The 16,081-nt window shown below is 69.6% G+C and carries 8 protein-coding genes; 4 read left to right on the top strand and 4 right to left on the bottom strand.

The window, feature by feature from the left end:
* Window positions 1–36 precede the first annotated feature (36 nt).
* Together ACIBK2_RS17430 and ACIBK2_RS17435 are read left to right on the top strand one after the other, a co-directional pair.
* Window positions 37–993 (top strand): ATP-binding cassette domain-containing protein, encoded by a 957-nt coding sequence (locus ACIBK2_RS17430; RefSeq protein ID WP_396968341.1) that lies wholly within the window; start codon window positions 37–39, stop codon window positions 991–993.
* 47 nt (window positions 994–1,040) lie between these two features.
* Complete coding sequence (locus tag ACIBK2_RS17435; protein ID WP_396968492.1) at window positions 1,041–1,769, top strand: ABC transporter permease; 729 nt, start codon at window positions 1,041–1,043, stop codon at window positions 1,767–1,769.
* A gap of 73 nt (window positions 1,770–1,842) precedes the next feature.
* Here the strand turns inward: ACIBK2_RS17435 and ACIBK2_RS17440 are convergent, their stop codons facing one another.
* Window positions 1,843–3,132, bottom strand: a complete 1,290-nt coding sequence (locus ACIBK2_RS17440; RefSeq protein ID WP_396968343.1) for a hypothetical protein — start codon at window positions 3,130–3,132, stop codon at window positions 1,843–1,845.
* A gap of 239 nt (window positions 3,133–3,371) precedes the next feature.
* Between ACIBK2_RS17440 and ACIBK2_RS17445 the strand changes: the two genes are divergently transcribed.
* A complete protein-coding gene (locus tag ACIBK2_RS17445; RefSeq protein ID WP_223885232.1) occupies window positions 3,372–3,992 on the top strand; it encodes a TetR/AcrR family transcriptional regulator in 621 nt (206 codons plus the stop codon).
* Here ACIBK2_RS17445 and ACIBK2_RS17450 read toward each other — a convergent pair.
* The gene (locus ACIBK2_RS17450) at window positions 3,989–4,801 is read right to left on the bottom strand and encodes an alpha/beta fold hydrolase (protein ID WP_396968345.1); all 813 of its coding nucleotides are present in this window, start codon (window positions 4,799–4,801) and stop codon (window positions 3,989–3,991) included. The genes ACIBK2_RS17445 and ACIBK2_RS17450 overlap by 4 nt on opposite strands.
* Window positions 4,802–5,016: 215 nt before the next feature.
* Here ACIBK2_RS17450 and ACIBK2_RS17455 point away from each other — a divergent pair, with 215 nt between their 5' ends.
* The gene (locus tag ACIBK2_RS17455; protein ID WP_396968347.1) at window positions 5,017–6,174 is read left to right on the top strand and encodes a PucR family transcriptional regulator; all 1,158 of its coding nucleotides are present in this window, start codon (window positions 5,017–5,019) and stop codon (window positions 6,172–6,174) included.
* Window positions 6,175–6,183: 9 nt separating this feature from the next.
* Here the strand turns inward: ACIBK2_RS17455 and ACIBK2_RS17460 are convergent, their stop codons facing one another.
* Both ACIBK2_RS17460 and ACIBK2_RS17465 read right to left on the bottom strand, forming a co-directional pair.
* The gene (locus tag ACIBK2_RS17460) at window positions 6,184–6,615 is read right to left on the bottom strand and encodes a holo-ACP synthase (protein WP_379285004.1); all 432 of its coding nucleotides are present in this window, start codon (window positions 6,613–6,615) and stop codon (window positions 6,184–6,186) included.
* 11 nt (window positions 6,616–6,626) lie between these two features.
* On the bottom strand, window positions 6,627–16,004 hold the full coding sequence (locus tag ACIBK2_RS17465; protein ID WP_396968349.1) for a fatty acid synthase subunit beta domain-containing protein: 9,378 nt from the start codon (window positions 16,002–16,004) through the stop codon (window positions 6,627–6,629).
* Between the last annotated feature and the right edge of the window lie 77 nt (window positions 16,005–16,081).

Here is a 16,081-nt window from a genome sequence, read left to right on the forward strand (position 1 = left end):
GTTTAGCTCATACACAGTTTCGATGCGAGGAACCCCATGACAGTCCCATCCATCCCAGCCGTCAGCATCAGCGGGTTGACGAAAACCTTCGGGGACCAGACGGTGCTGGCCGGAATCGACCTGGAAGTCGCAGCGGGAACGGTCTTTTCGCTACTCGGCCCGAACGGGGCGGGTAAGACGACCATGGTCCGCATTCTGGCCACCTTGGCCGACGCCGACCGCGGCGAGATCCGGGTGGGCGGCCACGATCTCGCGCACGAACCCGACGCGGTCCGCCGCATCATCGGCGTCACCGGGCAGTACTCGGCGGTGGACGACGTCCTGACCGGTGCGGAGAATCTGCGGCTGATGGGTCGGCTGCTGCACCTGGACAAGCCGGAAATCGCCCGCCGCACCGCGCGACTGCTCGGGCAATTCGAACTCACCGAGGCCGGCGATGCACGCGTCGCGACCTACTCCGGCGGCATGCGCCGACGGCTCGATCTGGCCATGAGCCTGATGGGTACACCGCGGATCATCTTCCTCGACGAACCGACCACCGGACTCGATCCGCGCAGCCGCCGCGAACTCTGGCAGGTGATCCGGAACCTGGTGGCCGACGGCGTGACGATCTTCCTCACCACGCAATACCTGGAGGAGGCCGATCAACTCGCCGATCGGATCGCGGTGCTGCACCACGGCAAGATCGTCGCCGAGGGCACGCCGGGCGATTTGAAGCAGCTCGCCCCCGGCGGGCACATCCAGCTGCGGTTCGCCGATCAGCAAGGGCTGGCCGCTGCGGCCCTGTCCATACCCGACGCCGAGATCGACGCCGAGCAGCTGATGCTGCTGGTCCCCTCGGACGGCAGCGTCGGCACCCTCAAGCAGCTGCTGGATCAGTTCGACGATCAGGCGATCACCATCGACCAGCTCGCCATCCACACCCCCGACCTCGATGACGTGTTCTTCGCGCTCACCGGGCACCCCACCACGCAGAAAGCAGCGGCGCTGTGACCATCGCGATCACCAACTCCCGCCTGGCCGTGCAGGATTCGGCCACCATGTTGAGCCGCAACCTGCGCCACACGCTCCGCAGTCCGGACACCATGCTCTCGTCCATCATGTTGCCGGTGCTGATCCTGTTGATGTTCGTGTACGTGTTCGGCGGCGCGATGAACGTCAACGGCGCGTACATCGACTACGTGGTGCCCGGCATCATCCTGCTGTGTGCCGGATTCGGTTCGGCGACAACGGCGGTGAGCCTGGCCACCGATCTGACCAACGGCATCATCGATCGCTTCCGCAGCATGGCCATCGCCCGGTCGTCGGTGCTGACCGGGCATGTGGCGGAGAGCCTGCTGCGCAACCTGATCACCACCACCGTGGTGATCCTGGTTGCCGTCGCGATCGGCTTCCGACCGACCGGCGACCCGCTGCGCTGGCTGGCCGCCTACGGCATCATCGCGATGTTCGTGCTCGCGATGTCCTGGCTCGCGGCCGCGTTCGGACTGCTGGTGCAGAATCCCGAAGCGGCGAATCTGTGCCTGTTCTTCTTCATGTTCCTGCCCTACGTGAGCAGTGCGTTCGTCCCGACCGAGTCGATGCCGAGCGCATTGCACTGGTTCGCCGAGAACCAGCCGGTCACACCGGTGATCGAGACCATGCGCGGCCTGCTGATGGGCACCCCGATCGGCAACAGCGCGCTGCTGGCGGTGCTGTGGTGCGGCGGGATCGCACTGGCGGGATATCTCGCCGCGGGCGTGCTGTTCCGGCGCAGGACACGAGACTGACCTGATCGAGCAAACAAGGTCAGGCCCGGCGCCAGAGGGGAGCGCCGGGCCTGACCCCGCAGGGGGTTCCCGCTCAGGCAGGCATGATCTGCTGGGCCGCCCACTGCAGCATCATGCGGAAGTGGTTGTCCCACCAGGTGTACGACGCGGTGGTGAAGGCCTCCGGCGGCGCCGTCTCGCCGGGGAACAGCAAAGCGCCGTTCGGTGCGCCGACCTTGTTGGTCGCCGCCGGGATACCCGAGCCGGACAGTAGCGAGGACGAGGCATTCGTCTCGGCCTCGTGCGCGGGTTCGGCGGGCACCAGCGACTCCGGCCGATCCTGCTGGCTGCCCCACCGCTGCACGGAGTACTCCGGCTTGGCGTCGGCAGGATCGATGGTGACGATCGATATCTCCGAGTCCGACACGGCGACCGGAGCGCGGCGGTCCACCACCGGGCCGTCGACACCGCGCGGATCGTTGCGCACTTGATCCGGCTTGACACTCGAGTCGCCCCGAACAACCTTCGACTCCGCGGTGACGTGCGCGTCTTTGAGAGCCGCACCCGGCAGCGTCCGCGCCGAACCGCCCGCCGCGTACACACCACCGACCACCAGCCCGCCCGCGAGCACGCTGGCCGCCGCGACCACCGCGGCACCGCCACGCACCCGGCGCACCCGCTCTTCGGTCTCGCCGACGCCGTCCACGTCGGCCATGGCGTACAGCGCGGCACCGGCCGCGGACGCGGCGGCCGAGGTCTTGCAGGGGATCACCGGCGCGCCGAAGGCGTCCACCGCCGCGACCACCGCGGGCTTGCCCGCGGCCGAGCCGATCAGCACCACCGCGTCCGGCCGGACCGCCGCCGCCTCGAACTGATCCCAGGCCGCCGTCACCGCCGCACCCATCGACTCCGCGGTCGAGCCGCCCGCCTGGCTGGTCGAGGCGAGAATCTTGCGACGGTCGCGATCGATCAGGGTGAACGCCTGATACCCGGGCACCACCTCGCAGATCAGCAGGTCGTCGAATTCGTCGAGCCAGGTCATCATTCCGGCCACGCTGAGATGGGCCGACTTGGACGACACCAGGGAGGCGGTGTGCCACCGGCCGGTCGCCAAGCGGGTGACGATGGCACGCCGCTCGGCGGCGTCCCGGTAGGCGACCGCGGCACCGGCGATCTCATGGTCCGGGCCGAGTTCGGTGGCGAGTTCGTCCATCGCCAGCTCGACCGCTTCGGCCAAGTCCGCCTTGGTGTCGCCTGGCGTCCGTTTCACCCGATGCAACAGCACGCGCTCGGGTAGCCGGGCGCCGATGTCGGCGAAAGCTACCGCGTGCACGGCGCCGCGTTCGGTGGAAACGCCGAGAGTTACCACTGATCGAGCTACCACTGGTCGCGCCTTCCTGGTCCGTTCGCGCGTCAGAAGCCACGCGCGCTCGGTATGTGTTCGGTGCCAGATTCGATCTGGATGGGTGGTGAATTCGGACAGAAGATGAACACGCAGTAGCCGTGCGCGTGTCGTGTGTGTGTCCGTACCGTTAGCCTGGATACGTGGAAGTACGCGCGGAGGCCAGGTCGAAGCAACGGCTGGACCCTGCGTTGGAGCTGCAGGACGACCCACAGGAGCTCATGCCGCGGCGACGGCCGACGCAGGAACGCAGCAAAAGGAAGTTCGACGCGCTGTTGCAGGCGTCAAGGGAACTACTCGTCGAGGTGGGGTTCGAGTCGTTCACCTGTGAGGAAGTGGCGGCACGCGCCGAGGTTCCGATCGGCACGCTCTACCAGTTCTTCGCCAACAAGTACGTCATCGTCTGTGAACTGAATCGGCAAGACCTCGTTGCCGTTTCGCGGGAACTCGCCGATTTCCACGGCGAGATCCCGTCGCTGGACTGGCTGCGGCACATGAACCAGTTCGTCGACCATATGGCGAACCTGTGGATGACCGACCCGTCCCGGCGCGAGGTGTGGCTCGCCATGCAGTCCACGCCGTCGACGCGGGCGACGGGCGCTATCCACGAGAAGGAGTTCGCCGAGGTCGTCGCGCAGATGCTACGCCCGCTCACGCCGCGCACCCCGCGGCCGCGGCGCACCATGATGGCCGAGGTGCTCGTGCATGTCGTCTATTCGATGCTGAACTTCTCCGTCCAGGACGAGCAGAGCAACGCCGAGGCGGTGTCCGAACTCAAGCGGCTAATGGTCGCGTATCTGCTGGTCGCGGAGAAGGAGTCGCGCTCGGCGAGTGGGCGCTAGGCGGTCTGCTCCCCCGACGATCGGGTAGCCGAGACGCCGTCCAGAATAGTGTTCGCGACCAGTTCCGGGTTGTCCCACATGGGCATGTGGCCGCAGTCGGGCAGCGTGACCCACTTGGTGTGCGCCGGCAGCTGATCGCGGACCTGAGAGGTACTCGGCGGCAGCATCCGGTCCAGCGTGCCGAACGCGATGGTGACCGGCACGGTGATGCCCTGCCCGCCCTCGAAACGCAGCTTCTTCGCGATCTTCAGCGCGCGGCGCAGCGTCGGTCCGGATCGGTCGAGATCGCGTGCGACGCCGATGGCCTCGGCGGCCGTCATCCGCTCGGGGTGACCGACGGCGGGCCACAGGACGACGGACCTGGCCCGGCCGATCACCGATGCCGCCGGTGTCCGCGTCAGCAGCGCGCCGGCGAGACCGACCTGGAACTGCGCCCGCAGCGCCAGCGGCATCTGCTTGTGCCACAACGCGACCGGAGCGAGGCCGACGAACGAACTGGCCAGGCCGCGCTTGGTCGCCTCGAGGCCGATCAGGCCGCCCATGGAGTTGCCGACCAGATCGACCGGTGCGTCGATCCCGAGCCGCTGCAGCTCGGCGGCCAGTCCGTCGACGATCCAGTCCATGCTGACGTGCACCTCGCGCCCCGGGGCCGGGGTGCGCCCGAAGCCGGGGAAATCCAGTGCGATTGCGCGCCGATCCACGCTCAGCCGGTCGAGCACGGGCAGCCAACACCGTGCCGACGCGCCGCCACCGTGCAGCAGCACCAGTGGCCGTCCTTCGCCACGTTCGATGCGATTCCATCCGGTCATCGACAACCCCTTCGTCGTCCGATCGAGCACAACCTCGATCCGCCTGCGCTGTTCGACAACGACCGCCGCGTTTGTCCGAAAATACAACCGCACCACGTGGCATCATTGCCGACTCTTCAGTATTACGCGATAAACACCAGCTGACTATGGTGCAACCGTCGAAGTTGCCCACCATCCTTTGTTGCTGAGTCCAATCGGGACTACCCTGCACAGTAATGGTCAGCCGTCCACCACCCGCGGATCGCCGTGCCCTATTGGCTCGGTTGTTCTCGCACGCCACCGAACTGACCGCGAAAACGATCGACAAGATGCGCGCCGAGATACCGACCTACGCGCGGATCGATCCGACCGTATTGCTACCGGACGCGGTGCGCACCGTCCAGCAGTTGTTACGGACCCTTGCCGCGGAGCGCGACCTGACCGACAGTGAGCTGGCCGTCTTCACCGCGCACGGCGAAACCCGTGGCCGCCAAGGGATTCCGGTGACCGAGATGTTGCGCGGCTGGCGGCTCGCGGTCCGGATCGCGGTGGATGAGGTGGTCACGACGGGCCGCCGCCTCGGTTTGTCGGATGGTCAGCTGCTGGAACTGACCAATGACATACTCGCGCTGACCGATACGGCGATTCTGGCGGTGGCCCGCGGCCACCTCGACGCCGAATTCCAGCAGACCCGCCACGACCAGCAGCACCGCACCGACCTGGTCCGCGGCATCCTGTTCGGCACGCTCGGCCCCGGCGAGATCCGGCTGCAGGTAGAACGCTACGGCTTGGATTCCTACCGGGAATTCCACGCGATCCGGGCCAGGCCGAGCGCCGACCTGGCCGCCGACCCGCTGGCCAAGCTGCTCGAGCCGGTCGGCGGCGACCGGCCGCACGGGCTGCTCGCGGTCATCGACGGCGACGTCGCAGGCATCGTCGATGCCGCCCCCTCGACCGATATCGAGACGGCGGTCGGCATCGGCCCGGCCGCCCGGCTGGACCGGATGGAGCCGTCCTTCCGCCGCGCCACCCGCGCGATGGCGACCGCCGATGCCTTCGACATGACCGGCGTGCACGAGCTCGCCGATCTCGGCCTGCTGCCCGCGGTATTGGCCGACACCGAAGTCGGCGAGGAACTGTTCCATCGCTACATCACGCCGCTCGGCGAAAGTGACGGCGCCACAGCGCTACTCGACACCGCCCAGCAGTATCTGAGCAACGGCATGCGGGTGGATCACGTCGCCGAGGAGATGCAGCTGCACACCAACACGGTGCGCTACCGGCTGCGCCGCTACCAGGAGCTGGTCGGGATCGATCTCGCCGATCCCGACCGCGCCCTGGAAGCCTGGTGGGCGCTGCAGCGCAGGCGGCTGCGGCGCGCCCACCGAGAGTGACTGTCCGCCTTACCCTTCGCGGCCCTCGATCAGGTCGACCAGCTCGCCCGGATCTTCCAGCACCACCATGGCGGCGGCCGTGTCACCGTCGTGCGTCAACGACAGGTGAACCCTTGCGCGCGGCAGGAATTCGGCGGCCAGGCCGTGCAGCTTGATGCTCGGCCTGCCCCATGCGTCGTTGACCACCTCGATCAGCGGGTAGGGATTGTCGCCGATCTGCGGGCGGCGAGCGAAACGTGATGCGGCCCAAGCCTTGATCACCGCTTCCTTCGCCGCCCAGCGCACCGCGTAGCTGCGCGCCGGATCGGTCCCCTTGCTCTGACAGTAGCGTCGCTCGCCCGCGGTGAAACTCTCTCGGAGCATGGTTGTTCCGGCGCGTTCGAGCTGTTCGGCGAACTCGGAGATGGTCACCAAGTCCAGGCCGATACCGAGGATCGTCATAGGCCGGGAGCCTACGACCTGGTCTGGCGGTCGGTGCGTGAACTGTCCGCAATGTGGCCTGCGCCGCAACCGAAGCCGTCGGCCCGGTAGGCGCCGTCGCCACCGAGGCGAGCCTCGGCCGACAGCAACACATCCGCTTCCAGCTGACGCGCCTGCTTGGCAGGCGTGCCGTCACCGCCCATCCGACGGTCCGCAGGCCGCTCGTACAGCGGCGCCCCGCCGCACATCGCCTCGGTGAACCGCTGCCGCCCGGCGAGCTGACGCTGCTGCGCCCGCTCCTGGTAGGCCGCGCGCCGCTCCGGGTCGATCGCCTGGATGAACGCCTCCGGATGCACCACCGCGAGCAGGCCGTTGACGTGCCCGAAGCCGAGCGAGGTCAGCAGGCCGGCCTTCAGCGCGAACTTCTCGCCGAAGCGCAGCGGCTCGCGCGCCCACACCAGGTGCGGGTAGGCCTGCATCTTCTCGTCGACACAGTCCAGGCTCCGGTTCGGCGGCACCACACCGTTTTCCAGCACCTGGCACAGGCCGATCAGCTGGAACGCGGCCGCGCCGCCCTTGGCGTGTCCGGTCAGGCTCTTCTGCGAGACGACGAACAGCGGCGCGCCGTCGGAGCGGCCGATGGCTGTGGCCAGCCGGGTGTGCAGCTCGGACTCGTTCGGATCGTTGGCCGCCGTTGACGTGTCGTGCTTCGAGACGACCGCGATGTCGTCCGGCCCGACCCCGAGCTTGCGCAGCTCGGCCGCGAACCGGGATTCGCGCCCGCCACGCCCCGCACCGAGCGCGCCGAGACCGGGCGCCGGGATGGAGGTGTGCACGCCGTCGGCGAAGGACTGGGCGAAGGCGACCACGCCGAGCACCGGCAGGCCCATCTCCACCGCCACATCACCGCGGGCCAGCAGCACGGTGCCGCCGCCCTGCGATTCCACGAACCCGCCGCGACGGCGGTCGTTGGCGCGGGAGAAGTACCGGTCGCTGATGCCCTTGGCGCTCATCGCCGCCGAGTCCGCGGTGGCCGACATGTCGCCGAAGCCGACGATGCCCTCGATGCCGAGATCGTCGAAGCCGCCGGCCACGACCAGCTCGGCCTTGCCGAGACGGATCTTGTCGACGCCCTCTTCCACCGACACCGCGGCGGTGGCGCAGGCCGCCACCGGATGCACCATCGCGCCGTAGCTGCCGACGTAGGACTGCACCACGTGCGCAAGCGCCACGTTCGGCAGCGCCTCCTGCAGGATGTCGTTGGCCCGCGACTCGCCGAGCAGGTTGTCGACGTAGAGCGAGCGCATCGAGGACATGCCGCCCATGCCGGTGCCCTGGGTGTTGGCGACCAGGCTCGGGTGCACCCAGCTCATCAGCTCGGCCGGACTGAAGCCGGAGCTGACGAACGCGTCCACCGTGCAGACCACGTTCCAGAGGGCAACGCGGTCAACCGAATTCGCCATCTCCGCGGAGATGCCCCAGATGGTCGGATCCCAGCCGGTCGGGATCTGGCCGCCGACGGTGCGCGACAGCTTGGCCCGGCGCGGCACCCGAATCTCGGTGCCCGCCTTGCGCGTCACCGTCCAGTCGGCCGAATCCGCCACCGGCACAATGACCGTGTGCTCGGGGTCGGCCGCGTGGAAGGCACGGGCCTCGGCCTCGCCGCCGACGGTGAACGTCAGGTCCTGATCGAGGAACACCGACGTCATCAGCGGTGCTGTGACATTCCCGTCTGCGCCGGCGACCATGGCGCCGTCGTCGCCGTAGCGGCGCACGCCGCAGCGGGCGACCACCGCGTCGTGGTACTTGTCGGCCAGCTCGGCTTCGGGGACGTAGTCACCGGATTCGGCGTCGTACCAGCCGGGCTTGGGATCGTTCTCCCAGGTGACCAGGCCGGTGGTCCAGGCGAGCTCGAGCACGCCCGCGGCCGAGAGCTGGTCTTCGACCTCCATCTCGAACCGGGTGCGCGCCGAGCCGTACGGGCCGAGCTCACCGGCGCCGACGATCACGATCATGTCGGCGAGATCGGTGGTGACGGTGCCCCATTCGGGCACCGGCAGCACGGAGGACAGGGTCGGCGGGGCGGGCAGCGCCGAAATCGTCACCGCCGCATCGTCTTCCAGGATCTCCTCGGCGGCAGCATCTTCCGCTGCCTGCTTGGCCAACGCGGGCAGATCGAGCTTGGCCCTGGCCAATCCGCCGGTCAGGTCGATCTGCTGCGGGCCGGTCGCGGTGACCTGGCGCGCACGCGAGGTGCACCACTTGAGCAGCTCGTCGGCCATCTCGGTGGTGGACCAGGTGGTCACGCCCGCCTTCTCGACCGCGGCGACCATCGGGTCGTTGTGGCCCATCAGCCCGGTGCCACGCACCCAGCCGATCATCGCGTGCACCAGGGTGACCCGGGTCGACCACGACTTCTCGGCCCGCCACTTGGCGACCACCGCGTCGAGCGCGGCCTTCGACTCGCCGTAGGCGCCGTCGCCGCCGAAGAGGCCGCGGTTGGGCGAACCCGGCAGCACCACATGCAGTTTCGCGTCGACGTCGTGATCGGCGCCGACGGTGGACAGGCCACCGATCAGCCGCTCCACCGACCAGAGCAGCACGCGCATTTCCATTTCCGCGCGGGCACCCGCGTCGGCGAGGTCACCGGCCACCCGCGGCGCCGCGAACGGCAGCAGCATGGTCGGCGTCATCGCGTCCTTGGTCTTGACCTTCGCGCCACCGGCGTTGTCGACCTGTTCGGTGCCGACCCACTCGATCAGCGCGTCGATGTCCTGGTACGACGCCATGTTCGCGGGGACCACCCAGAGGGCGGCACCGTGGCGGGCGTTGTCCCGGTACAGCTTCCGGTAGAAGCTCAGGCGATCGTCGTTGAGGCTCGACGTGGTGACCACCACGGTCGCGCCGCCGCCGAGCAGCCGCCCGGTGACCGCCGCCGCGATGGAACCCTTACTGGCACCGGTGATCACCGCGATATCCGCGGACCAGATGCCGCGGTCGTCGCTGCTCAGCGCGGCCTGGGCGATGCGCTCGTATACACCGGCCAGCACCGAACGCGCCTCGTGCTTGGCCCGCTCGCGCCACCAGTTGGCCTGCGCGGCAACGGCTTCGCCCGCACCGAGGTAGCCGGCCACCGGCAGTTCCGCGGTCTCGGCGTCGTCGCCGAGCCAGAGCCGGGCCAGATCCTCGCGGGCCGTGGCCCACCGGTCGTCGAGCAGTACGGCCTTGCGGGGGTCGAAGGCGGGCGCGACCAAACGCGGCCAGTCCGAACCCAATTCGGCCGAGACCAGGTCGACGAGGGAGTTATCGGTCGCCTCCGGTGCGGACACCTGCTCGGCCAGGCCGAGCTGTTCGAGCACGACCCTGGCCGCGGTGGCGAGCACGCCGTCGCGACCGGTGATCTGCTCGGTGAATTCACCGAGTGCGGCCGCGTCGACGGTGCCACCGCCGCCACCACCCGCGGAGGGCAGCGAGACCGCGACGCCGCGGCGGGCCGCGACGGCCTGCACAGCGGTGTCGATGGCCGCGTCGACCGAGGCGGCGTCGCCCAGCGCGCCGGAGACCAGCCCGCCGAGGTCGCCACCGCGGACGCTGGCGCCTTCGCGAGTGCCGAGGGAGACCTCGGCGGTGACGTGGTTGGCCCAGCCGTCGCCGAGCTCCCAGACCTTCTTCACCCGCTCGGCGATCGCGGCCGGGCGCTTGCCGGACGGACCGAAGACCTTGCGCAGGTGGTCACCGATGGAATCGGAGAGCACCGAGCCGAAGGGCTTGTAGGTGCGGGCGAGCCGCTCGACGGTGACCGAGAGCGCACCCATGTCCGCGTCGGCGGCACCGTCGATGGCGCCGAGGGAGAGCTCGGAGCCGAGGTCGACCAGCAGCTGGTTGCGGCGCGAGGAGACGCCGTCGCACAGGCCCTCGATGGTGTCGACCGGGCCGATCTGGTCCAGCCGCAGCTTGGTCCACAGCGCGATCAGCACGCGGGTGGCGTCGGCGGCGGTGAACGAGATGTCGTCCGGACGCGGTCCGCCCGAGCTGGCCACCGGTGCGGCGGCCGCCACGGGGGCCGCGGCGGGCGTTGCGGCCGAAGCGGTTTCGACGGTCTCGTCGGCGGGTTCGTCGACCGGTGCGGGATCGGTATCGGTCGAGTAGACGATCCCGGCCTCGCGCTCGATGTTGAGCACCTCCACCGTCGCGGCGCTGAACGCGGGCAGCTTCAGCGTCTGGGTGGCCAGGTTGGCCACGGTAGGTGTTGCGCCCAAACCGATTTCGACGAAACGCTCGACGCCGAGACCGCCGTGCGCGGTGTCGGTGAACAGCAGGTCCTGGGTCTCGATCCAGCGCACCGGGCTGGCGAACTGCCACGCCAGCAGTTCGACCAGCACGACGCGGCACAGCTCGACCGGTCGCGCCGACCAACCCTCGAAGTCGGCGAGCACCGCGGCGAGCGGCTCGGACGGCACCAGATCCGCGATCTCCTGGATGAATTCACGTTCCAGCGAGAACGGCTTGGGCACCAGGTTCGGCACGTAACGACCGATCAGGACTTCCGGATGCAGGTCCGCGGGCAGCAGCTGCTCGAGCTTCTGCCGGAACTCCGGCACCCCCTTGCGCAACACGGTGGAGTGGAACGGCACGTCGATACCGGGCACCACGATGAACGCCCGCTTGCCACCGAATTCCGCACGGCGCCGGTCGATCTCGGTCTCCAGCGCCTCGAGTCCGGCGACGGTGCCTGCGATCGCGTACTGCGAACCACGCAGGTTCAGGTTGACGACCTCGAGGAACTCCCCCGTCGCCGTGCCGATGCCGGTGACGAAGTCGATCACCTCGTCGTCGGGCAGCCCGATCTGCGAGGGGCGGATGGCCGCCAACCGGTAGTCGCTGCGGCCCTGGGCATCCCGCGGCACCAGCTCGTGCATCGCGGAGCCACGCTGGAACACCACCTCGAGCACCGCCTCCAGCGGCAGCACCCCGGCGGCCGCGGCGAGCGCGTTGTATTCACCGACCGAGTGGCCGGCCAGCATCGCGCCCTCGACGAACGCACCGGCCTCACGCAGCTCGGCGACCTGGGCGACACCGAGGACCGCCATGGCGACCTGGGTGAACTGGGTCAGGTGCAGCACGCCGTCCGGATGCCGGTGTTCGACACCGCGCGCCTTGAGGTAGGTCGGGTTGTCCCGCACCACAGCGAGAATCGAGAAGCCGAGCGCGTCGCGGGTGTGCTTGTCGGCGCGGTCCCAGATCGCCTTGGCGGCCTTCGAGCGGGTCCGCGCGTCCAGGCCCATGCCCTTGCGCTGGATGCCCTGGCCGGGGAACGCGTAGACGGTCTTCGGTGCGGCCGTGCGACCGGTCGCGGTCATCACCAGATCGCCTGCGGCGCGGCAAGATACCTCGACGATCTCGCTGCCCGCGTCCACCGCGATCCGCTCGACGCGCACGTCGATCTCCGCGCCGGGGCGAACCATGCCGAGGAAACGGGTGGTCCACGCCGTCACGGTGCGGGCCGGGACCGCGCTGTCCGGGTCGACCGCCGAGACCGCGTGCTGGGCGGCGGCCGAGAGCCACATGCCGTGCACGATCGGGCTGCCGAGACCGGCCAGCTTGGCGGCGGAATCGCTGGTGTGGATCGGGTTGTGGTCGCCGGAGACCGCGGCGAACGCGTGCATGGTGCGCGGCGCGACGACCGTGACATCGCGGCGACGCCGGCGCGGGGTGTCGGTGGCTTCCTCGGACACCGTGCCCGCCGCGCGCGGCGGATCGGTGAGCTCGCCCGCGCCGTTGCGGCCGCGGATGGCGAACCGCTCGGTGAGGGTGGCCACGGTCGGCATGGACAGCCCGGTTTCCGGCCGGTCCAGCAGGCCCGCGATGTGCACGCGCACCTCGACGACGCGGCCGAGGTCGGTGTCGAGCGTCTCGCCCGCCTCCGCCCGCACCGCGAGAACACTTGGGCTGCTGGGCAGTTCGCCCGCCAGCTCGATCTGATGGTCCAGGTGGACCAGGTCAAGCATGCCTTCGATAACGCTCGCACCATCTGCCGCACGCGAGGCGCCGAGCACGGCGAACACGGCGGGCCAGCAGGCGCCGACCAGCACGTCGGGGACCGTACGGCCGAGCGTGCTCAGTGCCGCGGGCAGACCCGAGCCGGTCACGCCGGCATGGTCGGCGACCAGGTCCGGCGACCACGCGATGTTGAGGTGGGCGATGTTGCCCTTCACCTCGGGCAGCTCCTGCCCGGCGGCGACGGCGAGCAGCGCGCCCATCGCCTCGTGCGCGTCGGCCTCGGTGACGACCGGAGCGCCGCCGTTGTAGGTGGCGGTCGGCACTGTGACGCGGATGCGAACCACCTTGCCGCCCAACAGCGGAACGGTCAGCTCGACGTAGGAGTTGTCGGCGTCCGGTCCGGTGGTCTCGGTAAGCGTGGCACCACTCGGTGGGTGCACCGCACCCTTGCCGTCGACGGTCCATTCGGCGAGATCGCCGAGCCGGTGTACCGGGTTGACGGTGGTGCGACCGGACCATTCGATGTCCGGCGCGGCGATCACCGTGTCGATCGGGCCGGTGGTGACACCGGCGACGCGACGCGCGTCGATGGCTACCGGCACCACACCGGCGCGCACCAGCGAGTACGCCGTGTCCTGCTCGAACCGGTCGAGCAGTTCGCCGACGGGCTCGTCGACGCGGGTGATGCCCGCGACGGCGACGGTGCCGGGGATGACACACACCTGGTCGGCCGAGTAGCGCGGATCATGGGCCTGCCACAGCGAATCCGAGCGCCACCAGCGACGCACGTCGCCGTCGACGACCGGCACGAAGTTGACCGGCTTGCCCGGGGTCTTGCACAGCGTGACGAAGAACGGGACGTCGGCCGGGTGCAGCAGCGTCTGCTCGGCGACCGGGTACCGCTCCTTCAGTGCGCACAGCGCGCCGACCGGGTTCTCGAACTCGGCATCGCTGGCGAACAGGGTCGGGATCTCGCCGCGATCGGCCGCGTGCAGCCGAGATTCGGTGCGCCGCATCATTTCCGCGAAACGGTCACGCCAGGTGATGTCGAGCCACACCGAGCGGGTCGCGTCGGTGATCGCGTCACCGATGTCGCTGCCGCAGTCGAAGTCCTTGCGGCGGTCCAGGCCGACCGCGAGCTCGACGTAACGCTCCAGCCAGTCCAGGTAGGTCATCGCGGCCACATCGCCGAAATACGGCTTGGCCGTGGCGTTCAGCGCCTCGATGATCTCCGCGCGGCGGGCCGCGACGGCGTCGGCGTCACCGGCGACCTCGTCGAGCAGGCGCCCGGTGCGCGAGGCGGCATTGTCGATCTCGTGGATGTCGGCGCCCAATTGGCTACGGCCCGAGGCCATTCCGCCGGACGCGGTACCCGCACCGACCCAGTCGGGGGTGCCGGGGGTATCGACGAGCAGCTGCTTCACCTCGGGCGCGGTGGTCGCCTCCAGCGTGGCCATCGCGGCCGTGCCGACCAGCACGCCGTCCAGCGGCATCACCGGGTAGCCGTGCGGGGTCGCCCACTCGCCGGTCAGGTATTCCGTTGCGCGCTCAGGGGTTCCGATACCGCCGCCGACGCAGACCACCACGTTGTCGTGGTTGCGCAGTTCGGCATAGGTCTCCAGCAGCAGGTCGTCCAGGTCTTCCCAGGAGTGGTGCCCGCCGGCCCGGCCGCCCTCGATGTGCATGATCACCGGGTAGTCCGGCACCTCGGCGGCGATCCGCAGCACCGCGCGGATCTGCGCGACGGTGCCCGGCTTGAACGCGACATGCGAGATGCCGACCTCGGTGAGTTCCTTGATGAGCGCGACGGATTCGTCGAGTTCCGGGATGCCCGCCGTGACGATGACGCCGTCGAACGGCGCGCCCGCGGTGCGGGCCTTCTGCACCAGTCGCTTGCCGCCCAGCTGGAGCTTCCACAGGTACGGGTCGAGGAACAGCGAGTTGAACTGGACCGCGCGGCCCGGCTGCAGCAGTGTCTTCAGCTCGGCGACGCGATCGGCGAAGATCTGCTCGGTCACCTGGCCGCCACCGGCCAGCTCCGCCCAGTGGCCCGCATTCGCCGCCGCCGCAACGATTTTCGCGTCGACGGTGGTAGGTGTCATGCCCGCCAGCAGAATCGGCGAACGTCCGGTCAGCTTGGTGAACGCGGTCTCCACCACGATCCGGCCGTTCGGCAGCCGAACCGGCCGCGGCGCGAACGCCGTCCACGGTGCGGCCGTCTCCGGCGCGGCACCCGGGGTGAGCAGGCTGCGCTGCCCCGCCCTGGTCGCGGCGGCGACCATGCCGACGCCGGTGCCCTTCAGCGAGCCGCCGGTCACCCGGGACAGCAGGTCGCCGGGGCCGAGATCCAGAATCCATTGCGCGCCAGCGGCAACCACGCCGTCGACGATCTCCACCCAGTCGATCGGATCGACCAGGATCTCCTGCGCCAGCGAACCGGCCAGCGCCGCGTCCAGCCCGCACTGGTTGGCCCACGAGGTCACCAGATCCACCGTGTCGGCCAGCGCCGGGTGGTGGAACGCGACATCGACGGCCACGTCCTCGAAGACCGGCGCGAAGATGGCGCCGCCACGGAGCTTGGCATCGCGTTCCCGCGACTGCTCGTCATGAATCTGACTGCAGCGCTGACGGACTCGCTCCAGCTGGGCGGGCGTGCCGGACAGCACCGCGCGCCTGCGTCCGTTGCGAATGGACACCACCGCGGCGGCCGCCGGGTCGACGCCCTCGGCCACCTCGGCAACCACGGCGCGCAGCTGCTCGGGATCGACGTTCGACACCGCGACCATCGGCGAGCGCTCGCCGACCGGCATCAGCCCACGCCGCCGCGCCACCAGACCGGCGGCCGCGCCGATCAACTGCGCGATCGCCAGGATCTCGGCGTCGCGCTGCCCGCCGGACTCCACCGCGGTCGCCGCCAGGCGGCCCTGCGAGTGGCCCACGATCGCCACCGGCGCGTGTTCGGTCGGATCCAGGCCCTGCAGTCGCAGCGCGCGCATCGCGGCCACCTGAGAGAGCAGCACACCCGGCATCGACACGGCGGCCGAACGCAACTCCAGCGCCGACGGCGCCTCGGACACCTCACCCTGGTCGGTGTCGACCAGTTCGTCCTCGAGCATCCACCCGATCGGGTCGAAGCCGACGGGACGGACCACAAGCAGTTGTGCCGCAACGGGTTCCAGCAGCGCTTCCGCCTCGTTGACCAAAGCGGTCAATTCGGGCTCCAGCGCGCTGTCGCGGCCGATCTCTTCCAGTTCGTCGAGCCACTGGGCGCCCTGTCCGCCGAAGGCGAGCGCGTACGGCGTCCCGCTCAGCAGGCGATCCAACAGTGGCGATCGGGTCCCAGCCCCCTGGGCCGCACCGACCTTCGCGCTCTGTCCAGTACCGGTCTCGGTGCTCTCGTTGATCGTCAAGACGATTCGACTTCCTTCTCCTGGCGACGCGCCCTGGCGAGACACGCCGCTCCCTCCGGTGCGCAGGTGGTCCTCAG

Origin of the sequence: Nocardia sp. NPDC050175 (assembly GCF_044459885.1) — a bacterium.
In the GTDB taxonomy this organism is placed as follows: Bacteria; Actinomycetota; Actinomycetes; order Mycobacteriales; family Mycobacteriaceae; genus Nocardia.